The organism is Lysobacter antibioticus (genome assembly GCF_000731095.1).
GTDB classification, from domain to species: domain Bacteria; phylum Pseudomonadota; class Gammaproteobacteria; order Xanthomonadales; family Xanthomonadaceae; genus Lysobacter; species Lysobacter antibioticus_B.
Map to the genome: position 1 here is coordinate 1 of NZ_JMTZ01000056.1, position 23,872 is coordinate 23,872.

Here is a 23,872-nt window from a genome sequence, read left to right on the forward strand (position 1 = left end):
GATTGCCTTCGCTAGTGCGAATCGGCGCACAGCAACAGCAAAATCATTACGGCAACAGCAACAGCAACGGCTGCGGCAAATACCGAGGCCACGGTCAAGGCTAGAGCTAGGCTGGGCTAGCAACGAATCTGAAACTGGAACAGCACCCAGCCGGGCCAAGCACCAACCCGGCGCCCCGCCCCATCGCGATCACTCGTCAGCCCGCCAGGAAATCCCGGTGCGCACGCATCATCGCGTCGACCATGTCGCGTTCGGCCAACGACAGCAGCGGGTTCCAGACGTCGAAGATCAACACCACGCGCAGTTCGTCGCTGTCGTTGTGCGCCTCGTGCTCGATCGAGTCGTCGAAGATCAGCACTTCGCCGACCTTCCACTCGCGCCGCTCGAAACCGACCCGGTAGCGGCAACGCTCGGGCACGATCAGCGGCAGATGCACGACCAAGCGCGCATTGGTCTCGCCGTGGTGCGGCGGGATGTGGGTGTGCGGCGCCAACGCCGAAAACATCGCGTTCGGGCAGACGTCGGCAATCTGGGCCATTTCCACCGCTTCCAGCGCGGCGCGGGTCTGCGGGCACAGCGCCAAGTGCTCGTGCACCGGCTGCGCGTAGCTCCACAGTTTGTAGGTGCTCCAGCGCCGCGAGTGGTTGAGCTCCTGCCACTGGTTGACCGGGTCGCCGGGCTGGTACTCGATATAGGGCGTGAACTCGGCCTGCTCGTTGCGCAGCACCTCGCGCATCTCGCGTTGGATGTCGTAGGTGCGCGCTTCCAGTTCGGGCACCCAGGGGAACTGGGCGCGGTCGTAGAACGGAATCGCCGGCAGCCGCGGTATGCACAGTTGGTTGCAATCGGAGTGATACGGCTTGCTGCGCCCGACCATGATCGAGGCGGCCTCGTCCCAGCGACCATGCACGCCGGCCTCCAGCGCGGCGCGCGGACCGCCGACGCGATGGGCGAGAAACTCGCTGAACTCGTCGGAATACTGCTGGACCTTGCTCTTGGCGTGGAGCAACTGGGTCTTCAGCATGTCCGGCCAATGCGGCTCCGGCAGCGCGACCGTCAAGGCGTTGCGATAGGCCTGCGCCGCCGCCCGCGACTTGCCGGTGCGTTCGAGGAAGGCGGCCTTGGCCAGCAGGCCGGCCAGGAAATACGGATCGGCGACGAGCGCGGCGCTGATCGCCTCCCACTCGGCGGTGGCGTCGCCGCGTTCGCGTTCGACCATGCCGATCGAGAGCAGGATCATCGGATCGTTCGGCGCGGCGCGATGCGCGGCCTGCAGCAGTTCGACCGCGCCGCGGGTGTCGCCGCGCTGCAGGGCGTGGATGCCGAGGCTGTAGAGGGCCTGCGGGTGCTGCGGCGCGAGGCTGCGCACCTGGCTCCAGAGCGCTTCGGCTTCCTGCCAGCGGCCCGCGCGCGAGGCCAGGCCGGCGGCCTGGACGAGTTGATTGACCTGTTCGTTCAAGACCGCTTCCCTCGCCGGACGGAACTGCGACCGCGTCCCTGGGGCGCGATCGGCACTGCATCGATGGCGCGGCTGGCGCGCCTAGGCGAGGAACATACACCGGCGGCGTTGCGCCGCACAGAGTGGCCGCGGTTACGGCCCGCGAGCCGGAGGAATAGGCGATTCCGGCAATCCCGGCGCGTGCACAGCGCTCAGTTCAGCTCCAGCGTCGCGTCGCCGGAGAAGGTCTCGATCTTGATCGAACCGCTGCCGTTGCCGTAGCGGTGCTCGAAGCTCGAACCCGGGCCGTGCTTGGGCCGGACGATCTGCGCATCGGGCGCGCTCAGGTCGCCGCTGAAGCTCTGTCCGCGCACGGTCGCCGACAGCGCGCGCGGCAGCGACAGGCGGACGTCGCCGCTGACCGTTTCCAGCGAGATCTCACCGCCGTCGGCGAGGGCCCCGGTCACGCGCAGGTCGCCCGACACGGAATTGCCCGACAGCTTGGCCAGGCGCGATTCGCGGGTGGTCACGTCGACCTTGCCGGACACAGTCTCGATGTCGACCTCGCCGTTGAGCCGGCCGCGCAGACTGAGGTCGCCGCTGACGGTCTGGGCCGAGACTTTCGCGCTGTTGAGGGTCAGGCGCAGGTCGCCGCTGACACTTTCGATTTCGGCCTCGCGCGGGGCCGCGGCGACGATCACATCGCCGCTGACGCTGTCGATGCTGAGGTCGCGCGGCGCGACGCCGTTGACGTCGACGGTGGCCGAGACCGCATCGATCTCCAGCTTGGCCTGCAGCGGCACGGTCAGGCGCAGCTCGGTCGGCTCGCTCTTGTCGCCGCCGACCAGGAAGCCCATGCCGCTGCCGCGGTTGGGGTAGCGAACCTTGATCGACAGATGCTCGCGGTCGCCTTCGATCTCGAGCTTCTCGACGCCTTCGCCGAGGCTGCCCTCGATCCTGACCTCGGGTCGGTCCCAGGCGCGGACCTGGATCAGGCCTTTGACGTTGTCGATGTCGATGCTGCCCATCGGGTCGAGCGGACGGGTCTCGTTGATCGGCGTCGCGGCGCAGGCCGGCATCGCCGCGACCAGGGCCAATGCCAACAGGCCGAGCACGGGAGCGATATGGCGGCGATTGCGGAGAGCGCTGCGGTTGCGGGGGTGAGCGGTGGTCATCGTGGCGTCCTCCGTGGATCAGGTGTAGACCACGCGCTGTGCGAGCGCGAGGCGGCGGGCGTAAGTGCGGCGCAGTTGTTCGAGCAACAGTCGCGAATCGGGGTCGTGGGCGAGCGCATCGAGAATCAGCGCGGCGTTGCGGTCGAGTTCGTCGAACGCCGGCTGCATCACTTTCGCTTGTTCGGTGGCCGGGGCGATCTCGCGGATCGCGGCCTGGTATTGGCGGGTCATGCCGTCGGCTTCGCGCTGGACCAGGCTGGCAGGCGCCTTGGCCTGAGCGGCGACCGGCACCGACGTTTCGGGCTGGGCGCGGTACTGCCCGGCGATGCCGATCGCCAATGCGGCGACACTGGCCGCCAGCGCGAACGGCGCCATCCAACGGTTGCGGGTGGTTTCACGCGCTCGCAGGGCGGTCACCGGCGCGGTGGCTTGCGCTTCGGCGGCAACAACCGGCGTCTGCGCGGCGGCCGGCGGGGCCTGCTCGCCGAGGCGCGCGGCGATGCCGGGCCACAGATCGCGCGTCGGCGGCGCATCCCGGCGCAGCGCACGCAGCTGCCAACGCAAGGCGTCGGGCAGCTCACCTTCCGGGGTGTTCGCTTCTGGGGTTCGGTTGTGGTCGCTCATGCCTGCTCTCCAAGTCGCGACCGCAGCAGACTGCGGGCGCGATGCAACTGTGCTTTGGAACTGCCGACCGCCATGCCGAGCTCGGCGGCGATCTCCTCATGCTTCCAGCCTTCGACGTCGTACAGCACCAACACGGCACGGGCGCGGGGCGGCAGCGTAGCGACGGCGCGTTCCAGATCCATCGACAAGGCCATCACATGACCGGCCGAGTCGACGCTGCCGATCAGCTCGAAAGCGTCCTCGTCGCTGTCCTCGAACGGCCGGCTGCGCCGTCCGCGCAGCTCCATCAGGGCGGTATTGACCGCCAGCCGGTGCAGCCAGGTGCCGAACGCCGATTCGAAGCGGAAGTTCGGCAGGGCCTGCCAGGCGCGGACGAAAGCTTCCTGGGTCAGGTCCTCGGCGCGGGCGCCGTGGTAACCGACCAGACGGGCGATCACACCCTGGACCCGACCGGCGTGCCGGCGGTAGAGCGCTTCGAAGGCGGCGACGCCGCCGGCCGCCGCGGCGGCAACCAGGGCACGGTCGTCGTCGACTTCGATCGAGGCTGCGGTGTCTGGCATGTGGTCGTTCACGGCGGTCAGCATACTGAGTCCGATGCGGAGTCGGGGCTCAGGGTTTAAAGGCAGGAACGAGAGATCAGGAACGAGGAACGAGGGGCGTCGCCGGGCAGCCCCCTCCCCTGGCCCGGCGGAAGTCCTCGGCCGGGAAGCCGGAAATGGGGGAGACCGAGGTACCAGGAACGGGCAACGACAGGCGCCGTGGCCAGCCCGTGCTTGGCCCAGCGATGCGCCCGCCGAGCCGGAAACGAAAGAGGAACGAGCCCCGAGCAGGCTCGACTGCGGCCCACTCGTTACTCGTTCCTCTCCACTCGTTCCTAGGCTACGGCCTCAGCCCTTCAGCACTGCAGCGATCCGCTGCTGCTCGTCGTGCAGGGCCTGCGGCATGCGCGGGCCATACTCGCGCAGGTAGTCGCCGATGCTGTCGAACTCGGCGCTCCAACCGGCATGGTCGAAGCCGAACAGCTTGGCGTAGGCCTCGTCGCTGAGGCTGACGCCGGCGAGATTGAGGTCCTGCGCATCCGGCAGGTGGCCGATCGGCGTTTCGGTGGCGCCGGCCTCGCCCTTGACCCGGCCGATCATCCACTCGATCACGCGCAGGTTGTCGCCGAAGCCCGGCCACAGGAACTTGCCGTCGTCGCCCTTGCGGAACCAGTTGACGTGGAAGACCTTCGGCAGCTGCGCGCCGTCGCGGTCGAACGACAGCCAGTGGTTGAAGTAGTCGGCGAAGTTGTAGCCGCAGAACGGCTTCATCGCCATCGGGTCGCGGCGCATCACGCCGACCGCGCCGGTCGCGGCAGCGGTGGTTTCCGAGCCCATCGCGGCGCCGACCAGCACGCCGTGGGTCCAGTCGCGGGCCTCGAACACCAGCGGCACCAGCGATGCGCGGCGGCCGCCGAACACGATCGCCGAGATCGGCACGCCGGCCGGGTTTTCCGCTTCCGGCGAGTAGCTCGGGCACTGCTTGGCCGACACGGTGAAGCGTGCGTTCGGATGCGCGGCCGGGCCCTTGGCGGCGTCATACGGGTTGCCGCGCCAGTCGGTGACCGGCGTCTGCCCGTTGTCGAGGCCTTCCCACCACGGCTGGCCGTCGGCGGTCACGCCGACGTTGGTAAAGATGGTGTTGCTCTGGATCGACTTGAGCGCGTTCGGGTTCGACTTGGCCGAGGTGCCGGGCGCGACGCCGAAATAACCGGCTTCGGGATTGATCGCGTACAGGCGGCCATCGGCGCCGGGACGCATCCAGCAGATGTCGTCGCCGACCGTCCACACCTTCCAGCCGGCGTGGCGATAGCCTTCCGGCGGAATCAACATGGCCAGGTTGGTCTTGCCGCAGGCCGACGGGAACGCGGCGGCGACGTAATGGGTCTCGCCGAGCGGGTTCTCGATGCCGACGATCAGCATGTGTTCGGCGAGCCAGCCTTCGTTGCGCGCCTGGTGCGAGGCGATGCGCAGCGCGTGGCACTTCTTGCCGAGCAAGGCATTACCACCATAGCCCGAACCGAACGACTTGATCGCCAGTTCGTCGGGGAAATGCATGATGAAACGGCGTTCGGGATCGAGCTCGCCGATCGAGTGCAGGCCGCGCACGAAGCTGCCTTCGCGCTCGATGCGGGCCAGCGCCTGCGCGCCCATGCGCGTCATCACGCGCATGTTGGCGACCACGTACGGCGAGTCGGTGATCTCCACGCCGCAACGCGCCAGCGGCGAATCGATCGGGCCCATGCAGTACGGAATCACGTACAGGGTGCGGCCGCGCATGCAACCGTCGAACAGGGCGTCCATCTGGGCGTGCGCCTGCGCCGGCGCCATCCAGTGGTTGTTCGGACCGGCGTCTTCGCGCTCGTCGGTGCAGACGAAGGTCAGGTGTTCGACCCGGGCCACGTCGTCGGGATGCGAGCGGTGCAGATAGCTGCCCGGGTGCGTGTCCTGATTCAGCGTTTCGAGGGTGCCGTCGGCCAGCATCCGGGCGACCAGAGCGTCGTATTCGGCATCGCTGCCATCGCACCAGTGAATCTTGTCGGGACGGGTCAGCGCGGCGACTTGCGCGACCCATTCGTTGAGTGCGACCAGCAGACTGCCCGCGCTCCCCGGCACGGCAGTCGCGGGGGCGGCGTCTTTCAAATTGGCATTCACGGCATTGCTCTCCAGCCGGGGGAACGGGAAAAAAAGCGAATCAAGTGGAAACAAGGTTCATGACGAAGGAATCAGCGTGGCCATCATGTGCTCGACATAGGCCTCGAATTCGTCGTGTTGCATGCGGGTCTGGTGCAACTGCAGGTTCAGTTGCAGGAAGCCGACATAGGCGGCATAGAGCAGGCGCGCACGATGCTGGGCATCGGTGCGGCTGAGGCCGGCCTGGCGGAAGGAGGCGGTGAGGTAATCCAGGCGGCGTTCGGAAACGCGCCCGATCACCGGCTGCACGGCGGGATGGTCCAGCGCCTTGAGCAACTCGGAATAGATGATGTGCGACTTGACCTCGTGGGCGACGAGGTGGAACAGCGAACGCAGGCGCTGGCGCGGATCGGGAATCGGCTCGAGCTGGCCGAACACGGTTTCCTGCTCGACTTTTTCCCAGCGCTCCAGCGCGGCGACGAGCAACGCATCGCGCGACGGGAAGTGCCAGTAGAAGCTGCCCTTGGTGACGCCGAGACGGCGCGCGAGCGGTTCGACCGCTACCGCAGCGACGCCTTGTTCGGCGATCAAGTCGAGGGCGGCCTGGGCCCAGTCGTCGGCGCTGAGGCGGCCGCTGCGCTCAGGCTTGGCCTCCGGCTTGGCGTCGGCGGCCGAGACGGCGGGCGGGGTGTCGAGCTTCGGCTCGGGCTTGTTCGAGGCAGGCTGGTTCATGGATGACAAGTTTAACCATACGCCACGGTCGGGAACAGTACGCAGTGCAGCAAAAACGACGGGAATCGGGAATGGGGAGTCGGGAATCGTTCAAATAAAGAGCTGCAGCCCAATTCAGAGAATCCGCGCCGGCCTGCCTGCCCAACGCCGATTGCCGATTCTCGATTCCCGATTCCCGCCTCGGTTGACAGCTCGAAACGGCGATTCCATACTCGGCCGTATGTTAAGTGTTTGATGCCAGCGTTTGAATGCCGATCGGCTTGCCGCCAGGGAGCATCGCTATCCGCACTGACATCACACATGCCCCATTAGCTTGAATCTCAGCTTGAGTCTTAGCCGCATCCTCCGGAGCGCCGCCATGAGTATCGCGATCCCCTTCCTTGCCTTCCTTCTGGTCGGCGCCATCGCCGCCTATCACCGCCTGCGCCTGCCGGTCTGGGCCGCGCTGACCGCGACGGTGCTGGTGGGCTGTTACCTGCTGGGCGCCAACCCCGTCGCGACCATCGTCGCCGCGGCCCTGGTCGCGCTGATCGCGGTGCCGCTGCTGGTGCCGGCGATCCGCCTGCCGCTGATCACCAAGCCGCTGCTCGGCTTCTACACCAAGATCCTGCCGCCGCTGTCGGAAACCGAGCGCACCGCGCTCGAGGCCGGCACGGTCGGGTTCGAAGGCGAGTTGTTCTCTGGCAAGCCCGACTGGCAGCAACTGCTGTCCCAGCCCAAGCCGGTGCTGAGCGCCGAGGAACAAGCCTTCCTCGACGGCCCGGTCGAAGAACTGTGCAAGATGACCAACGATTGGCAGATCACCCACATCGATGCCGATCTGTCGCCGGAGCTGTGGGGCTACATCAAGAAGAACAAGTTCTTCGGCCTCAACATCCCGAAGGAATACGGCGGCCTGGGCTTCACCGCGCTCGCCAACCACAAGGTGATCCAGAAGCTCGCTTCGGTGTCCAGCGTGGTCAGCTCGACCGTCGGCGTGCCGAATTCGCTCGGCCCGGCCGAGCTGTTGATGCATTACGGCACCCAGGAACAGAAGGATCACTACCTGCCGCGCCTCGCCGACGGCCGTGAAGTGCCCTGCTTCGGCCTGACCGGCCCCTGGGCCGGTTCGGATGCGACCTCGATCCCGGACTTCGGCATCGTCACCATGGGCGACTGGAACGGCGCGCGCGTGGTCGGCGTCAAGCTGACCTTCGACAAGCGCTATATCACCCTGGCCCCGGTCGCGACCCTGATCGGCCTGGCCTTCCGCATGTACGACCCGGACGGCCTGATCGGCGACAAGCGCGACATCGGCATCACCCTGGCGCTGCTGCCGCGCGACACCGCCGGCGTCGAAGTCGGCCGTCGCCACTTCCCGCTCAATTGCACCTTCCAGAACGGCCCGGTCCGCGGCAAGGAAGTGTTCATCCCGCTGAGCCAGCTGATCGGCGGCGAAGCCTACGCCGGCAAGGGCTGGCAGATGCTGGTCGAATGCCTGTCGATCGGCCGCTCGATCACCCTGCCCTCCTCGGGCAGCGGCGGCGCCAAGATGGGCGCCATCGTCACCGGCGCCTACGCCCGCATCCGCAAGCAGTTCGGCCTGTCGGTCGGCCGCTTCGAAGGCGTCGAGGAAGCGCTGGCGCGCATCGCCGGCCATGCCTTCGCGGTCAGCGCTTTGTCGCAGGCCACCGCCGCCGCGGTCGCGCGCGGCGAAAACCCGGCCGTGCCTTCGACCATCGCCAAGTACCACTGCACCGAGATGGCCCGCGAAGTCGCCAAGGACGTCATGGACATCCACGGCGGCAAGGGCATCATCCTGGGGCCGAAGAACTACGCCGGCCGCAACTGGCAGGCGCTGCCGATCATGATCACGGTGGAAGGCGCGAACATCATGACGCGCTCGCTGATGATCTTCGGCCAGGGCGCGATTCTGTGCCACCCGTGGGTGCTCAAGGAAATGAAGGCGGCGATGCTGCCCGACGAGACCGAGCGCCTGCGCGAGTTCGACAAGAACCTGTTCGGCCACATCGGTTTCGCCATCTCCAACGCCGTGCGCAGCTGGTGGTACGGCCTGACCGCCGCGCGCATCGGCGCCGCCCCGGGCGACGCTTACACCCGCCGCTACTACCGCAAGCTCAACCGTTATTCGGCGACCTTGGCGGTGATGGCTGACACTTCGATGCTGCTGCTCGGCGGCAAGCTCAAGTTCAAGGAATCGCTGTCGGGCCGCCTCGGCGACGTGCTGAGCCAGCTCTACATCGCCAGCAGCATGCTCAAGCGTTACGAAGACCAGGGCCGTCCGGCCGGCGACCAGCCGCTGCTGGCCTGGGCCTTCCACGACGCCGTGCACAAGATCGAGCTGGCGCTGTCGGGCGCGTTGCGCAACTTCCCGATCCGTCCGGTCGGCTGGCTGCTGTGGGCGCTGATCTTCCCCTGGGGCCGCCGCGCCCAGGCGCCGAGCGACCGCCTCGGCCACCGCGCCGCGTCCTTGCTAATGTCGCCGAACGATGCGCGCGACCGTCTCGCCGAGGGTCTGTTCATCACCCCCTGCGAGAACAACCCGGCCGGCCGCATCAACAGCTACCTGCAGAAGGTCATCCTGGCCGAGCCGGTCGAGCGCAAGTTCCTCAAGGCCCTCAAGAACAGCGACATCGAAGCGCTGGACTTCCCGAGCCAGCTCGACGAGGGCGTGCGCGAAGGCTGGATCACCGCCGAAGAACGCAAGCAACTCGAAGAGCTGCGCGAGATGACCATCGATGCGATCAGCGTCGACGACTTCGACGCCGCCGAGCTGCGTTCGGCCGGCTACAAGGCGCAGCACGCAGCCGACCACGGCGACGCGCGCGCCGCGGCATAAGCGCAGGCCTCGCATGCGACACGCGGCATGAATGGAAACGGCGGGCCCTCGGGTCCGCCGTTTCGGTTTCCGGCATCGGTCACTTGGTTTCAGACGCCCCAGATCGCACTGCGCCTTTTCCTGCCGTCATCCCTGCGAACGAGAGGATCCAGGGCTCCATCGCGACATGGCTCTGAAGTCTCTGCCGCCCGGCCAGGGCGCACAGCACTCTGGCGTTCATGGATGCGCGAGCCAGTGGCTCGCAAACGCATCCATTCACCCCGCCTGCGCGGGGACAACGGCAAGCAATAACGCACGCCCCTTCCACCACCCATCCGGCCATCGCCCATGAGCACCGACGTCCTGAAGCTGTACAAGAAGATGACCCGCTGGCCGGCCGGCCACTGGCTGTTCTCGCGCGCCATCTGCTGGAACGCGCCCTACTTCGCCAGCATCTCGCCGCGCTTCGAGTCGCTCGAACCCGGCCGCTGCAGCGCGACCATGCGCCATCGCCGCAAGATCACCAATCACCTCGGCACCGTGCACGCCATCGCCATGTGCAACCTGGCCGAGCTTACCGGCGGCGTCATGACCGACGTCAGCATCCCGCGCTCGATGCGCTGGATCCCGGTCGGCATGAGCGTGGAATACCTCAAGAAGGCGGTCGGCAGCGTCCGCGCCGTCGCCACCCCGGCCGCGCCCATCGTCGAATCCGACCAGGCCTACGACCTGCCGGTCGACGTCGTCGTCACCGACCCCACCGGCGACGCGGTGTTTCGCGCCCGCATCGCGATGCGCGTCTCGCCCAAGCCCAAGCGCGGCTGATTCGCGCTCCCGGCACAGCTCGCGGCCGCGACCCGGCGTAGCATCCAACCGGGAACAATCGCACCGGGAGACTCGTCATGAGCGCAAACGCCTGGATTTGGCTCGGCGGCCTGCACAGCCTGGCCTTCGCCGTCTTCCACATGGCGTTCTGGAAACTGTTCGGCTGGCGCCGCAGCCTGCAGACCGCCACCGTCGCCGACCGCGCGATCCTGCAGATCCTCAACCTGCGCCTGATTTACATACTGCTCGGCATCGCGGTGTTGTGCTTCGTCTATACCGACGAACTGCACACCACTGCACTCGGCCGCGCGCTGCTGATCGGCATGTCGCTGTTCTGGGTCGGGCGGACGATCGAGCAGTTCGTGTTCCTGCGGATCAATCGGCCGATGGTGCACGCGCTGACCGTGTTGTTCGTGCTGGGGGCGACGATTTTCGCCATGCCCCTGCTCGTCTGAGCCGGCCGATACGACCGGGACCGCACGATTCGCTTAAGCGAACCGCACGCCCCCTCGCCGCTCAGATCGCGCCATCGACCGCTTCGACCGGCTCCGGCCGTGCACCCATCGACATAAGCCCTACCCCCACCAGCACCGACACCCCCACGATCGCCGCGGCCGCATAACCCAGGCCGCCGACGCCGATCGCATCGATCACGCGGCCACCGACGATGGCGCCGACGCCGATGCCGAGGTTGGCGCCGGAAATGTTCAGCGACGCGGCGAACGCCGGTGCCTCGGGCGCGGACTTCATCACCCGCACATGGCTGACCGGGAACAAGGCCGCCTGGGTGACGCCCCACAGCGCGAGCGTGGCGGCGAACAGCGGCAGCGAGTGGATCGACGGCACCACCAGCACCAGACCGAGCGCCATCGGTACGCTGAAGATCATCGAGGCGGCCAGCGGATTGCGGTCGACGATGCGGCCGCCGAGGGTGTTGCCGATCAGGCCAACCGCGCCGAACGCCATCAGCGCCCAGCCGACCACCGAGCCGTTGAACCCGGCCAGGCGCTCGAACATGTCGGCCAAATAGGTGTAGGCGGTGAACATGCCGGTGAACAACAAGACCGACAGCAGCACATGCCCGCTCACGCGCGGATCGCGCAGCACCCGGAACTGCTGGCTCAGCTTCACTTGCGGTTTGTCCATGCGGCTGTCCGGCAGGAACACGAACAGCAAGGTCGCCTTCAACAGCGAAGCGATCGACAGGGCGACGAAGGCCGCGCGCCAGCCGAAGGCATCGGCGATCAGGGTACCGGTCGGCACGCCGATCACGGTGGCGCAGATCACGCCGAAGGAAATCACCGAGATCGCGCGGCCGGCACGCTCCTGGCCGGCCAGGTCGACCGCGGTCTCGCTGGCCAGCGCCCAGAACACCGGCACGCCCAGCGCCGGGATCAAGCGCGCCAACGCCATCACGCCGAGGTTGGGCGCCATCGCCGCGACTGCGTTCGAGGCCGCAAACAACAACAGCACCACGATGAACAAACGCTTGCGTTCGAAGCGCGAAAAGTAAGCGGTCAGGAACGGACCGCTGGCGGCGACCGCGAAGGCGAACAAGGTCACCAGCAAGCCGGCCTGCGACACGCTGACGCCGAGATCGCGCGCCAACGACGGCAGCAGGCCGACCAGAATGAATTCGGTCGTCAGCACGGTAAAACCGGCCGCCGACAGCAATAGAAGAGGCAGTAGCACGACAGACTCCGGAGACGAAGACGCAACGGCCCGATCGATCGGGCCGGCGCGGAAGGATGAGGAGGAAAGATCGCGGCGCGCCGTGTGCGGCGCATGGGCCCAATCTAGAAAATCGCGGCGCGCGGATAAACCGCATCGCCATGCTTTCATCGTTCCGGACAGCGAACGATGGCCGCAGGCCGCACCGTTGCGTGCGTTCGCTGGGCAACGACGATTCGGGACTGTCAATCCCGGATCGCGCGCTAGTCGACGGCGAAAGGATGCGGCAAGCTGTCGGGCCTGTGTCGCGAGCTCCGCGCGATCGCCGTCGCGTCGCGCCACCGCCCCTCACCCGCCCCCGAACCGCGCCGGCCTAGGCTCGATGCCCTATTCGGCGACGAGGCTGCTGCGATGGCGAAGATCCTGGTGCCCCCACTCGGCCTATGGCCACATCGAGACGATGGCGCAGGCCGTCGCCGAGGGCGCGCGCGAAGCCGGCGCGCAGGTCGACATCAAGCGCGCGCCCGAACTGGTGCCTGACGAGGTCGCACGCAAGTCGCACTACAAGTTCGACCAGCAGGCGCCGATCGCGAAGATCGCCGAGCTCGCCGAGCTCGCCGACAGTTGCGTACCGCCCCAATCCCCGTTCTTCTCCGCAGGCTCGAACTAGCGCACGCCACTCATCGCCGGCACATCCCGCACAAGCTTGTACAACTTCTTTATGTCCGAAGGATGCCCCTGCTTCTGGAACTGGCTGAAGATCAGGTAGCCCAGAATCGAGTTCCCCGTATCCCGTCGCGCCACCAACGTCAGTTCCCGCGCCGGATCCACCAGCAGGTACTGGCCGCCCCAGCCGTCGGCGTGCACGGCCTTGAGCTCGGAGTTCAACCACCAGGAGTAGCCGAACCCGTCGTAGACCGGGTTCTGCGTGGCGGAATACGACGTGGTGCTCTTGGCTATCCACTCGGCCGAGACGACCCGCTTCCCGTTCCACAGGCCCTCTTGCGCTACCAGCGCCCCAAGCCGCGCAAGGTCGCGCGCGCTCATGTGGATGCGATAGGTTCTGTAATCGGAGTCGGAGCCGCGATTGTCATAGATCACGTGCTCGCGGTTGAAGTCCTGCATGCCCAGGGGTGTGGCCAGCCAGGTATCGATGGCCTCGCCAATGGACAGCCCCGTCTTGCGTTCGAAGATGGCGCCCAGAACGTTGAAGTCCCAGTTGTTGTAGAAGTAGTTCGCGCCCGGCGCGAACTGGCCGCGCTGCGGGCGGCCTTCCTTGATTTCTACCGTCTCCGCGCCAGAGGGCAGGTAGATGCCTGACCTGGCTTGAAGGAGGTGCTCGATAGTGGCTTGCTTCTCCGTCTGCGTGAGGGGCGTCCGGCTCTCGTCGATCCCGAGCGCTCCGAGCGTCTCGTTCACATCGATCAGCCCGCGGTCGACCGCCACACCGAACAGCAGGCTGAGGATGCTCTTGCGCGCGGACGCCAGGTTCATGGGCGTGCCGACCTCCCCGTACTCCATCAGCACCGTTTCGCCGCGCAGCACAACGAAAGCATCGATGCCGTCCGCCTCGGTCCTTATGTAGTTCTCGAGCGTCTTCGCCTGCTCTGGAGGCAGCGGAGCTTGCGCGAGGGGGAGGGGATGGGTGGCGGGTGCATCCCGGTCGATGAAGGGGCGAAGGCCCAGTACAAGCGATACCGCCAAGGCGGCAAGTAAGGCGATGCCGAGGTACTTCAGGATACGTCGCACAGATTGGCCCCCCGTTGAGTGCGGTGTCGGTGCCGTCCACCGGATCGGTGACGGAACACTTTGGGTCTGACGCGTTCTTTCGATCCTTGGGCCCGAGCGCGACCCGCATCTTCATGGCTGTGGCTGGATGGGGCCATGCCAGGAGGCGGGTTTGGCTTATGGGCTTTGGGGAGGTTGCAACAAAAGGGGGGCGGGTTCAACCGGTCAACGCAACAGCTGCGCTCGGCTTACAGGCTGGCGTCACGAATCCCAGCGTCTTTCTCGGACGCTGGTTTAAGCGCAAGGCAATCCTAGTCAGCTCGACTTGGCAATGGATCGACAGTTCGGTCCCCTTCGGGAAGTACTGTCCGAGCAAACCGTTGGTGTTTCGTTGGTGCCACGTTGCCAAGGACTTTGAGGGCCGCAGAAAGACCTTCACGTCGGTGGCGATGGTGAACTGCTTGTGGCCGGCCAGTTCTCCGCCACGATCCCAGGTCAGAGACCTTCGCAGCTCCATCGGGAGCTTACCGACTAGGCGAGTCGATGCGGATACCACGCTGGCCGTGTCGCGGCCGTTGACGTTCACAAGCATCGTAAAGCGCGATTGCCGTTACACCACAGTTGCAATGTGAGTGTTTTTGGACCCTGTGATCGGATCACCTCCCAATGACCGAGGATGGCCCGATCCTCGATTTCCGAGGGGCGCTCGCTGATGGAAATAGCATCTACGATCTGTCCTCGCTGTTGGCCTTCCGTGCTCGCCAACTTTGACTTTCGCATCTTGCGTCGCGAGCGTGGGGGCGCGGCCAGTTCCCCGGCTAGCCCAGGGCCCCGACTTCTCTCCATGGCACTTCATCATCCGCGTAATGTTGCATCGACCGGTTGAATCCGCCCCTTGTTCTCGATCATCCCCCACCGGCTCCACTTCGGCGTGGTGATCGTCGGCCTCAACTACGGTTTCCCGGGGCAGACGCGCCTGGACGAAGTCACCGGCGGCGCGCCCTACGGCAGCGCCACCATCGCCGGCAGTTATGGTTCGCGCCAGCCCAGCGATAACGAACTCGACGCAGCATGTCATCAAGGCCCCGAAGTCGCCGAGGTGGCCAGAAAACTGCACGGTTGACCGGGCGACACCGGGCGGCCGGCAGCGCGGTGTGACTGACAACTCACTGCTCGTGGCCGCCCACGGCCGACTACAGCCCATTCCGGCCAATTTCGGCCGATTACGACAAACCATGGCCCTGTCGGCCACGCAATTGCGTACGTAAAGTACGACAGGTACCGCCGATGGCACCGCGCGCTTCTCCGGCGCCGCATCGGCAGCCGCTTCCCGGCATGCAGTTCCGCCGCGCACGGACCCGCACCTGTCGAAGGAACGCAACGATGTCGTCTCCCGCACGAGAATTGATCGAACGCCTGCCGCTGATCGGCGAGGGCGCCGCCGCCGCTCAGGCACGGGAGCTATTGGCGATGGATGTCGACTGGGCCTCGATCCGGGGCCAGGCCTCGTCCGCCGCGGCCTGGCGCCCCAGCCAAGCCTTCTTGATCGTCGAAGGCTCGCTCGACCTCGCCGGCAACGCGGTGATCGGCACCGGCGAGCACGATCGTGGCGCCCTGATCGTGCTCGGCGACCTGCGCTGCCGCAACCTGGTCGTGGCCCAGGATTTCCATTTGGTCGTCACCGGCGATCTGATCGCGAGCGAAGCCGTGGTCGCCGACCTCGGCGACAGCACCGCCCATGTCGCCGGCATGGTGCGGGCGCCGGTGCTGCTGTCCGGCGATGCCGGCTGGTTGACCCTGGACCGCGCCGACGGCCTGCGCGTGGCGCGCACCAGCGCCTACGTCATCGTCGACGAACAACCCCTGCCCTTGCCTCCGCACAGCCTCAGCGAGCTCGTCGACGACGGCGTGCTCGATCGCGAGGAATGGGACGGCCTGGACGCGGACGAACGCGAAGGCCAGGACATCGACGAGTTCGTCGTGCTCGACGAAGGCCGCGTGCTCAGGCGCCTCGCCGCGGGCGATTCGATCCTGCGCGGCTGAGGCCGCAAAACGGATTCGGCCTGCCCCTGCGACGGCAGGCCGTGTCGCGCCAGGCGGCGAGCGCGCTCAGTGCAGCCATACCGCGAGAAAGCCTAGCAAGGCCGGCAAGGCCTGGATGAAGAAGATGCGGCGATTGACCGTGGCCGCACCGTACACGCCGGCGATCACCACGCAGGCCAGGAAGAACAAGGCGACGTCCTGGCGCGTGCACAGCAGCGACCAGATCAGGCCGGCGGCGAGGAAACCGTTGTACAGGCCCTGGTTCGCTGCCAGCACTTTCGACTGCTCGGCCTTCTCCAGGCTCTGACGGAACACCTTGAGCCCGAGCGGCCGGGTCCACAGGAACATCTCCAGGACCATGAAGTACAGGTGCAGCAGCGCGACCACAACGATCAGGGCGACGGCGATCCAGTGCATCGGCTGGCTCCTAGGCTAAGGCGAGTGTCGGAACCCCAGCATAAGGCTTCGGCCCGGCGCCGCGCAGCTGGGGGGAGTCGGCGCTGAGGAGTGAGGAGTGAGGAGTGAGGAGTGAGGAGTGAGTAAAGCCCCCGGCGACCGGCTTTCGCTCACTTCTCACTCCTCCGCATTCACTTCTCCTACTCCTACTCCTTCCCCTTCGTCGCGTCTGCGCTCGCATGCCAGGCCTTCAACACCTCGGCCTCGCGTTGCGGCGCGATCCCGGCCTTGGGCTTGGCGCGGCGTTCGGCCGGCAGGCCCTGCCAGTAAGCGAGCGTGTCGCGCACGGTCTCGCGCAGCGGCCGATAGGTGAGGCCGGCCGCGCGCGCCTTCGCCACCGACGTACGGCCGAAGCCGGCGTACTCGCCGCGCGCGGGAATCCAGGCCGGCATGTCCTGCCATGGCGAAACTTTCTGCGCTTCGAGAAAATCCGCCGGCACCCAGGTAACGGTCGACTTCGCCTTGGCCGCGCGCTGCGATTCGGCCAGCACCGCGCCCATGCTCAGGGCGCCGGGGGCGGCATCGGCGTTATAGATGCCGAAGTGGCCGTGCTCGATCGTCGCCAGCAGGAACGCCGCCAGATCGCGTACGTCGATGAACTGAGTCGGGTCCTGCGCGCTGCCGGGCGCGAGGATCTCGCCGCCGCGGTCGGCGCGCGCCGGCCAATAGGTGAAACGATCGGTGGTATCGCCGGGGCCGACGATCAGCCCCGGACGAACCACCGTGGTGCGCTTGGGCAGTTCGCGTTCAGCGGCTTGCTCGCACAGGGCCTTGAGGCCGCCGTAGGTTTCGCCGGTGACCTCGGTGACGTTGGGATCGGCCAGCACCGCGAGCGGCGAATTCTCGTCGCTGGGGGCATCGTTCTTGGCGTAGACCGAGATCGTCGACACCAGCACGTACTGCTTCACCCTCGGCGCCAGCAACTTGGCCGAGCGGGTCACGTCCGCCGGCAAGTAAGCGGACGTGTCCAGCACCGCATCCCACCGGCGCTCGCCTTCCAGCGCCTTCATGTCGGTCTTGCGATCGCCGTGCAGTTGCTCGATGTCGCTGAACTGCTCGCCGGAGAACTTGCCGGGATTGGTCTTGCCGCGATTGAACAAGGTCAGGCTGTGGCCATGCTTGCGCGCAGCCTCGACGAAATGCGGGCCGAGAAAACCGGTGCCGCCGAGCACCAACAGCTTCAGCGGCGCCGGTTTGCGCAGACTGCGCGCGAACGACGGCAGGGCGAGCAGACCGGCGCCGGCGGCGCCCGCGGCCAGGAAATCGCGACGACTGGTTTTCATGCTTCACCTCGTAGAGAGCGGATGTCGGAAGGAAGAGTCGAAGCCGCGCCCGGCAGGCCGCGCTGGGCGCGCACGATGCTCCAGGCGCTCGCGGTCATGCCGGCGGCGGCGAGCACGCCGGCCGCGAATACGGCCTGGCTGCCGAACAGGGCCACGCCCTTGTGGATCCAGACGAAGGCCAGATCGGTGCCGCGGAAAACCGCGGTATCGATCACCGCCTTGCCCTTGTAGCGCGAGGGCCGGTCGACCCGCGTGTACAAGGTCTCGCGGGCCGGCTTGGCCAGGGCGAATTCGCCGGCGCGCTGCAGCACCTGCACGATCGCGACCATCGCCGGCAGCGGCGAGGCCAACAGCACGCCGAAGCCGAGCAACAAGGTCAGCCCCGGCATCAACAAGGCCGGGGCGACGCCGTGGCGATTCAACAGCCAGCGGGTCAGCAGCAACTGAGTGAGGATCGCAAGCAGATTGACCGCGCTGTCGATGCGGGCGAAATAGCGCGTCGCGGCTTCGGCGCCGGGATAGAACTCGCGCGCGATCGCCGCCTGCTGGTTGTAGAGCAAGGTCGCCGCGCCGACGCTGAAGAACAGGGTGATCGCCATCGCCCGCAACACCGGTCGCTGCCAGACCAGTTTCAGGCCGGCCCAGATCGAGCCGCCCATCGCGCCCTCGCCGCTGTCGAGGCCGTGCTCGCGTTCGCGCCGGATCGCCCACGGCCGCAGCCGCACGATACACAGCACGCAGATCGACAGGAACGCTACCGAGACCAACAACAGGTTGGCCACGCCCAAGGGCTGCACCAGCCACTGGGTCAGGATCGGCCCGAGCACCGCGCCGGCGGTGCCGCCGGCGCCGATATAGCCGTACAAACGACGCGCCTGGGCATCGTCGAACACGTCGGCCATGTAACTCCAGAACACCGTCACCGCGAACAGGTTGAACACCGCGGTCCAGACGAAAAACACCATGCCCCGCCCCGGCACGCCGGCATTGAACGCCCAATGGAACGCCAACAGGCAGGCGATGAACAAGGCATACACCACCGGTAGAAATACCCGCCGCGGGAATCGCGCGACCAGGGCGCCGTAGACCGGCTGCAAGGCCAGCATGGTCACGAAGGTGCAGGTGAACAACACCTGCAGCACGAAGTCCTTGAGCTGCAGACCGTGCGCCTGGGCCCAGGCGATCATCGCCTGCGGAAACACCGTGGCCGCATCGGCCGAAGCGCCCATCGCATCGCGCACCGGCCGCAACACGTAATAGCCGCAGAGCAGGCTGAAGAAATACAGCAGCGACCACCACAGCGGCGCATTCGAGGACAGGCGCCGGCTCGGATGCGCATTGGCAGACGCAGTGCTCATGTCCGTGCCCTGATCGCATCGACACGAGCGCAGCGCGTGGCGAACGACGCGGATACGCGTCCACCCCCGTCGTGCCCGCTCGGCTTGCGCATCGTCGCTGCTCCGGTTCCCCCGCCCAAACTAGCCGCGGGGCCCGCGCGCGGCCCCTGCGGATGGTCATACCGACCTTCGGCATGGTGGGGACGCTCCGAGCCTCGGCGTACGCAAGCCGTGATCGGGGACGCAGTCCGGTTCCGAAACGGATCGAGCGAACGCCCTGGGCCTGAACAAGCCCGGCAAAACCAACCGTCGTTTCCGTGCCGATGTGGGTGATTTGTAGGAAATGCCTGAATCGGCTGTCCGGAAAACACGGTTTCGGCGCCGGTTCGATTGTCCACGGGGCACCGCGGCAGTAGCCTGCGGATTCCCCATCGCATCAACGGAGGATGCCCATGCGCGCGACCGCAGCGACCGCCGCTCGAGCCGGCCTGCTTCCGACCCTGTTCTGCACACTGATGTTCTGCGCACTGATCGCATCCTGCACCACCACGCCCCAGCCCCAGGCATCGGCCAAGGAGAATGCTGCCATGACCACGCAATCGACGACCCTCGCCGACAGCGCTCGGCTCGATGCCGAACAAATCGGCAAGCGCGTGCTGAAACTGATCGACAGCATTCACGGTGCCCAGGACCTCTCTCCCGAGAACATCGAAAAGCAGACCGGCATCAAGGTCGAGATCCATTCCGAGGACCGCACCGAGTACGGCTTCGGCGGTGCGCTGACGAACGCGTGGTCGTACAGCCTGACCTCGGTGTCGTACAGGCAGGGGGAAAAACCCACGCGGCTGGATTTCCGCTTCCTGAGCCAGGCCCAAGGCGCCGCCGATATCGCGCCGATTTGCAGCATGGACTTCAAGGACTACAGCCAGGCATTGACCTCGGCGGGCTTCCAGGCCCAGAGCTTGCCGAGCGGCGACGGTAGCGACCCCGGCTTCGGCTACCGCGGGGTCGAGCCCCGGAGCTTCGTTCGCGGCAAGGTCGAAGTGGCGATCTACACCCACGGCAATAAGGACCCTGAGCAAGGTCGGGCCTGCATCTCCAGTCTCGCCATCAGCACCCAGGCCTGAAGGAGCCCGCCATGGCCACGCCCGCCGAAAAACTGGAAGCGATGCTCACGGATTTCGAGAGTGCCAACGCAGCCGGTGGCAAGAACCTGCGCGACCTGCTCAAGACCACGCCCGAGTTGCAAGCGCGCATCGTCAAGTCGATCGAACTCGGCAATCTCGACACGATCAAACCGCTCGACCCGGCCCTGCGCTCAAGAGGCGTCATGGGCGGTTTCAATCCGGTCGACAAATCCATCGCACTGCCGATGGACATGCTCAACAGCGCCGATACCAATCCCCGCAACGCCAATACGCTGCGGCTGGTGTTCGGCCACGAGATCGAACATTCCGTCAACAAGCAGGCCATCGCCGACGGAAACAAAGCATTCGAGGACAAGGTACGGAAGATCGCCGAAGGTCCGTCGCCGCACGATTACACGACTCTCGTCAAAGACCGCGACACCGAGAGCCGCAAGCGCGAGGCGAACGACCAGATCGCCGGGTTCAACGTGCTAGCCGCGCACGTGCGCAGGGAAAACCCGAAAGCCAGCAAGGAACAGCTTTACGACAAGTTGTTTCACTCCTCCAACCAGATGGAGCAGTACTTCGATGTCGGCGGCACGCCGGGAAAGGAAAAATACACGCCGAAAGCCGGGCTGACGATCGACAAGAACGGCAAGATCGCCGCGACGAAGGCGAATATCGATGCCATCGGCGAGCATTTCTACGAGGCCAACGGCTACCCGAAGGTCTACGGCCCACGGTCTCTGGCCCTCATCAACAAGATAGAGAACGAGACCCTGGCCGCCGCCAGAGTCGGCAACCCCAGCCACCCCGCACCTGAGATCAAGGTCAATCTCAAGGAACTGGGCCTTACCGGCCTCAGATTGCCGCCGAGCTTTACCGATACCAGCCCGAGCCTGGCCCGCCCGACCCCAGCCGTGCCTGCTCCAGCCCTGCCTGCTCCGGCCGAGTCCCCGGCACCGGTCACGCCAACCGCGGCGAGCGCGCCTGCAGCGGCCTCGCGCGATTTCCGCGACGTCGGCCACCCGGACAACGGCTACTTCCAACTGCTGCGCGACAAGCTGCCGGCCAGCGTGCCGGACAATGCCGTGGCGCATGCGATGTTGCTGGCCAAGCAAGGCGGCCTGACCGATCCGTCGAAAGTGAACTCGAACGAGATCGGCCTGGTAGGCGGCAAGATCTGGGTCGGCGGCCATACTCCCGGCTTTCATATCAGCGCCGATCCTGCGCAATCCCCACCGATGGAGCAGGTTTCGCAGGGACTGAGCAAGCTCCAGGCACACACCACGCAGGCGCAGGAAGCGCAGAACCTGCGCGGCCCGAACGATCCGCAACCGCAGGCCATCGCGCGCTGAAGCGCCAGCCGCTCGATCCGGACCGGTGCCGTCTTCGGCCCGGCTTGGTCTGGCCTGGTCGGGGCGAACGATTCGACGACACGGTTGCTCAGCTGCCGCTGGCGCTTATCGAAAGCCCGTAGCTGCAGTTTGAGACAACGGCTCAATCGGGTGCGTGTCGCTCCCGACCCGGCACGGCCGCACGCAGCGTCAAGCGCGAAATCTCCGGCGGCACGCCGAAGCGGACCGGCAGGATGCTGGTGCCGATGCCGGTGGAGACGAACACGGACTTGCCGTCTTCGATCAGGTAACCGCCGGCATAGCGTTGGTCGGCCGGCAGCACCGGAGTGCCGATCCACGGCAGGCGCACCTGGCCGCCGTGGGTGTGTCCGGCGACGGTCAAGGATGCGCGTGGCGGGACCTCGGGAAACAGGTCGGGGTTGTGGGTCAGGGCCAGCACCGGCGCATCGTCGGCGACGCCGGCGAAGGCGCGGTCGATGTCGTGGGCGGCTTCCCATTTGTCGCCGATGCCGACCACCCACACCCGGCAGGCGCCGAGCTGCACCGCCTGCGCCTGGTCTTCGAGCACGATCACCCCGGCCGACTCCAACGCGGCGCGTACCCGCACCCCGTCCTTCCACCAGTCGTGGTTGCCGAGCACCGCATAGACCGGCTTGCGTCGGGTCAGGGGCCGCAGATGCGGCGCCATCTGCTCGGCCGAGATGTAACTGCCGCCGAGCACGCTGAGGATCACGTAATCGCCGGCCATCAACACCGCCTGGGCGTCGCTCGCGACCAGCCGCTCGACGATATGGTCTAGCCGGTCGAGGCCGTTGTGCGGCGAGCCGGTATGCAGGTCGGCGACCACGTCGATGCGCAGGCCATCGCAGTCGCGCGACCAGTGCGGCAGGCGAAATTCGTAATCGCGCTCGACCAGTTGCCGCGGTTCCCAGAAGAACCCCCAGGCGAAGCATCCGACACCGGACAGGACCACGCCGACGAACAAGCGCTGCAGCCACAACTGACGCGGCCACGGCCGCCAACCGCGTTTCATGCTTTCGAGGTCTCTCGTGTGTCTGAGGCGCCGCCACGCTGCACCCAGCGCGCGACGTTCCAACCGATCAAGCCGGCGCCGGCGGCGACCGCCGCGCTGATGCCGGCCAGGCCGGCGACACCCACACCGACGCCGCGCAGGCCGACCATCGCGGTCGCCACGGCGACGTCGCCGAAGCGCCAGGCGGCGGTGTCGACCGCGTTCTTGCCCTTGTAACGCAGGGTGCGCGCGGCGCTGCTGAACAGACTTTCGCGGGCCGGGCCGACCATGCCGTAGGCGAGCCCGCGGCTGATCACCAGCGCCATCGCCACCGCCGGCATCGGCAGCAGCATCGCCGCCATGCCCTGCGGCAGCATCGCCACCAGTGCGCCGTAGCCCGGGAACAATTGGGTCAGCGGCGCATGCGGGTCGGCGACCAGCGCGACCAGCGCCAGGATCGACACCGTCACCACCGACCACACCCCGATCACCGTGGCCGCACCGCGTCGCGCCAGCAACCAAGGCGTCAACAGCAACTGCGCCGCCAACGCGATCATGTTGGTCATCAGGTCCAGGTCGGCGGCGAAACGGGTGCGCGCGACCGCATCGACGAAGGTCGCCTTCGAGTAGTCCACCACCAGGCCGTAGTTGACCGTGCCGATCCAGTCGCCGAGCAACAGCAGGATCGCCATCGAGCGCATGAAGGGATTGGCGAACACCTGCTTGAGGCCGTCGAGCATGCCGCCGCCGATCGCCGATTCGTGCGAGGCCTCGAAGCGGCGAGTGCCGTGGATGCGCGACCAGCGCCCTAGCAAAGCGACGAACAGCAATGCCAGGCCGAGCAGGCTGGCCGAGACCATCAGCAGCGGCGCCACGCCGATCACACCGACCAGCAACCGGGTCAGGACCGGACCGGCGAGCGAACCGAGCGTGCCGGCGACCGCGATCAACGGGAACAGACGCCGCGCCTGGCCCTCGCTCCAGATGTCGGTCATGAAACTCCAGAACACCGACACCACGAACAGATTGAACACGCTGATCCAGACGAAGAACACGGTGCCGAGCGCGCGCGGGCTGAGCACGCCGTGAGCGCTGAACAAGGGCACGAAGGCGAGCAGGCAGGCGATGAAGAAGCCATACACCAGCGGCACCACCACCCGGCGCGGATAGCGCGAGACCAGGGCCGAGAACACCGGCGTCAGCGCCAGCGTCGCGACGAAGGTCGCCGCGTAGAACCAGGGCAGTTGGGTCGAACCGACCGCGGCGCTGAGCTGGTCGCGGACCGGGCGGATCACGTAGTACGCGGTCAGCACGCAGAAGAAATACGCCAGCGAGAACGCGACCGCGCGCCATTCCCCGCTGTGGACGCGCCCGGTCTGCAGGCTGGCGTCTTGGACTGCCGACATTCCGTCGCTCCGTGTGGACTGCCGGCATGGCCGACGGTTGGCGGGTCATCGGCGCGGCCGGGCCGGGCCCGGTCTCCTCGCCGCTGGCGGTGCCGGAAAGCGCCGGCCCCGTTCGTTGCCGGCACGGTAGCCCAAGGCGTCCCACACCGCCAGCACGGCGTCTGGCG

22 protein-coding genes are annotated in these 23,872 nt (G+C 66.8%); 8 read left to right on the forward strand and 14 right to left on the reverse strand.

Annotated features, from left to right (window positions below):
- Positions 1-196 precede the first annotated feature (196 nt).
- The 6 genes from EX88_RS0116175 to EX88_RS23865 form a co-directional block, all read right to left on the reverse strand.
- The gene (locus tag EX88_RS0116175; RefSeq protein WP_031373033.1) at positions 197-1,459 is read right to left on the reverse strand and encodes an aspartyl/asparaginyl beta-hydroxylase domain-containing protein; all 1,263 of its coding nucleotides are present in this window, start codon (positions 1,457-1,459) and stop codon (positions 197-199) included.
- 191 nt (positions 1,460-1,650) lie between these two features.
- Positions 1,651-2,613 carry a DUF4097 family beta strand repeat-containing protein gene (locus EX88_RS0116180; protein WP_081931105.1) on the reverse strand — a complete coding sequence of 321 codons (963 nt, stop codon included), beginning with the start codon at positions 2,611-2,613 and terminating at the stop codon, positions 1,651-1,653.
- A gap of 18 nt (positions 2,614-2,631) precedes the next feature.
- The gene (locus EX88_RS0116185) at positions 2,632-3,237 is read right to left on the reverse strand and encodes a hypothetical protein (RefSeq protein ID WP_051885190.1); all 606 of its coding nucleotides are present in this window, start codon (positions 3,235-3,237) and stop codon (positions 2,632-2,634) included.
- Complete coding sequence (locus EX88_RS0116190) at positions 3,234-3,797, reverse strand: RNA polymerase sigma factor (RefSeq protein ID WP_036149175.1); 564 nt, start codon at positions 3,795-3,797, stop codon at positions 3,234-3,236. Before EX88_RS0116190 ends, EX88_RS0116185 begins: the two co-directional genes overlap by 4 nt.
- Positions 3,798-4,124: 327 nt before the next feature.
- Positions 4,125-5,930: a phosphoenolpyruvate carboxykinase (GTP) gene (locus EX88_RS0116195; protein WP_235186326.1), complete on the reverse strand. Its 1,806-nt coding sequence runs from the start codon at positions 5,928-5,930 to the stop codon at positions 4,125-4,127.
- A 57-nt stretch (positions 5,931-5,987) separates the two neighbouring features.
- Positions 5,988-6,641, reverse strand: a complete 654-nt coding sequence (locus EX88_RS23865) for a TetR/AcrR family transcriptional regulator (RefSeq protein ID WP_051885191.1) — start codon at positions 6,639-6,641, stop codon at positions 5,988-5,990.
- 358 nt (positions 6,642-6,999) lie between these two features.
- On the opposite strand from EX88_RS23865, the gene EX88_RS0116205 reads away from it, so the two are divergent.
- From EX88_RS0116205 to EX88_RS0116215, 3 genes are all read left to right on the forward strand, one after another.
- The gene (locus EX88_RS0116205; protein ID WP_031373039.1) at positions 7,000-9,480 is read left to right on the forward strand and encodes an acyl-CoA dehydrogenase; all 2,481 of its coding nucleotides are present in this window, start codon (positions 7,000-7,002) and stop codon (positions 9,478-9,480) included.
- Positions 9,481-9,807: 327 nt separating this feature from the next.
- Positions 9,808-10,284 (forward strand): hotdog fold domain-containing protein, encoded by a 477-nt coding sequence (locus EX88_RS0116210; RefSeq protein WP_031373040.1) that lies wholly within the window; start codon positions 9,808-9,810, stop codon positions 10,282-10,284.
- Positions 10,285-10,361: 77 nt separating this feature from the next.
- On the forward strand, positions 10,362-10,739 hold the full coding sequence (locus EX88_RS0116215; protein ID WP_031373041.1) for a hypothetical protein: 378 nt from the start codon (positions 10,362-10,364) through the stop codon (positions 10,737-10,739).
- A gap of 61 nt (positions 10,740-10,800) precedes the next feature.
- Here EX88_RS0116215 and EX88_RS0116220 read toward each other — a convergent pair whose 3' ends face one another.
- Positions 10,801-11,976: an MFS transporter gene (locus EX88_RS0116220; RefSeq protein ID WP_031373042.1), complete on the reverse strand. Its 1,176-nt coding sequence runs from the start codon at positions 11,974-11,976 to the stop codon at positions 10,801-10,803.
- Between the two features lie 439 nt (positions 11,977-12,415).
- On the opposite strand from EX88_RS0116220, the gene EX88_RS0116225 reads away from it, so the two are divergent.
- Positions 12,416-12,625, forward strand: coding sequence for a hypothetical protein (locus EX88_RS0116225; protein WP_031373043.1), 210 nt, complete (start codon positions 12,416-12,418; stop codon positions 12,623-12,625).
- Here EX88_RS0116225 and EX88_RS0116230 read toward each other — a convergent pair.
- Together EX88_RS0116230 and EX88_RS25375 are read right to left on the reverse strand one after the other, a co-directional pair.
- Complete coding sequence (locus EX88_RS0116230) at positions 12,622-13,704, reverse strand: serine hydrolase domain-containing protein (RefSeq protein WP_051885192.1); 1,083 nt, start codon at positions 13,702-13,704, stop codon at positions 12,622-12,624. The two genes, EX88_RS0116225 and EX88_RS0116230, sit on opposite strands and share 4 nt — an antisense overlap.
- Positions 13,705-13,900: 196 nt before the next feature.
- Positions 13,901-14,275 (reverse strand): hypothetical protein, encoded by a 375-nt coding sequence (locus tag EX88_RS25375; protein ID WP_081931107.1) that lies wholly within the window; start codon positions 14,273-14,275, stop codon positions 13,901-13,903.
- 303 nt (positions 14,276-14,578) lie between these two features.
- Here EX88_RS25375 and EX88_RS0116240 point away from each other — a divergent pair, with 303 nt between their 5' ends.
- On the forward strand, positions 14,579-14,806 hold the full coding sequence (locus EX88_RS0116240; protein WP_031373045.1) for a hypothetical protein: 228 nt from the start codon (positions 14,579-14,581) through the stop codon (positions 14,804-14,806).
- 260 nt (positions 14,807-15,066) lie between these two features.
- A complete protein-coding gene (locus EX88_RS0116245) occupies positions 15,067-15,726 on the forward strand; it encodes a polymer-forming cytoskeletal protein (protein ID WP_152566312.1) in 660 nt (219 codons plus the stop codon).
- A 66-nt stretch (positions 15,727-15,792) separates the two neighbouring features.
- On the opposite strand, the gene EX88_RS0116250 is transcribed toward EX88_RS0116245, so the two are convergent.
- The 3 genes from EX88_RS0116250 to EX88_RS0116260 form a co-directional block, all read right to left on the reverse strand.
- Positions 15,793-16,143, reverse strand: coding sequence for a DUF1304 domain-containing protein (locus EX88_RS0116250; protein ID WP_031373047.1), 351 nt, complete (start codon positions 16,141-16,143; stop codon positions 15,793-15,795).
- 185 nt (positions 16,144-16,328) lie between these two features.
- Positions 16,329-17,465: an NAD-dependent epimerase/dehydratase family protein gene (locus tag EX88_RS0116255; RefSeq protein WP_031373048.1), complete on the reverse strand. Its 1,137-nt coding sequence runs from the start codon at positions 17,463-17,465 to the stop codon at positions 16,329-16,331.
- Positions 17,462-18,823 (reverse strand): NTP/NDP exchange transporter, encoded by a 1,362-nt coding sequence (locus EX88_RS0116260; protein ID WP_031373049.1) that lies wholly within the window; start codon positions 18,821-18,823, stop codon positions 17,462-17,464. The genes EX88_RS0116255 and EX88_RS0116260 overlap by 4 nt, the downstream gene beginning before the upstream one ends.
- Positions 18,824-19,254: 431 nt before the next feature.
- Here EX88_RS0116260 and EX88_RS0116265 point away from each other — a divergent pair, with 431 nt between their 5' ends.
- On the forward strand, positions 19,255-19,929 hold the full coding sequence (locus EX88_RS0116265; RefSeq protein WP_031373050.1) for a hypothetical protein: 675 nt from the start codon (positions 19,255-19,257) through the stop codon (positions 19,927-19,929).
- Between the two features lie 11 nt (positions 19,930-19,940).
- On the forward strand, positions 19,941-21,287 hold the full coding sequence (locus EX88_RS24660; protein WP_051885193.1) for a hypothetical protein: 1,347 nt from the start codon (positions 19,941-19,943) through the stop codon (positions 21,285-21,287).
- Between the two features lie 142 nt (positions 21,288-21,429).
- On the opposite strand, the gene EX88_RS0116275 is transcribed toward EX88_RS24660, so the two are convergent.
- Positions 21,430-22,320, reverse strand: a complete 891-nt coding sequence (locus EX88_RS0116275) for a metallophosphoesterase (RefSeq protein WP_051885194.1) — start codon at positions 22,318-22,320, stop codon at positions 21,430-21,432.
- On the reverse strand, positions 22,317-23,705 hold the full coding sequence (locus EX88_RS0116280; protein ID WP_051885195.1) for an NTP/NDP exchange transporter: 1,389 nt from the start codon (positions 23,703-23,705) through the stop codon (positions 22,317-22,319). Before EX88_RS0116280 ends, EX88_RS0116275 begins: the two co-directional genes overlap by 4 nt.
- Between the last annotated feature and the right edge of the window lie 167 nt (positions 23,706-23,872).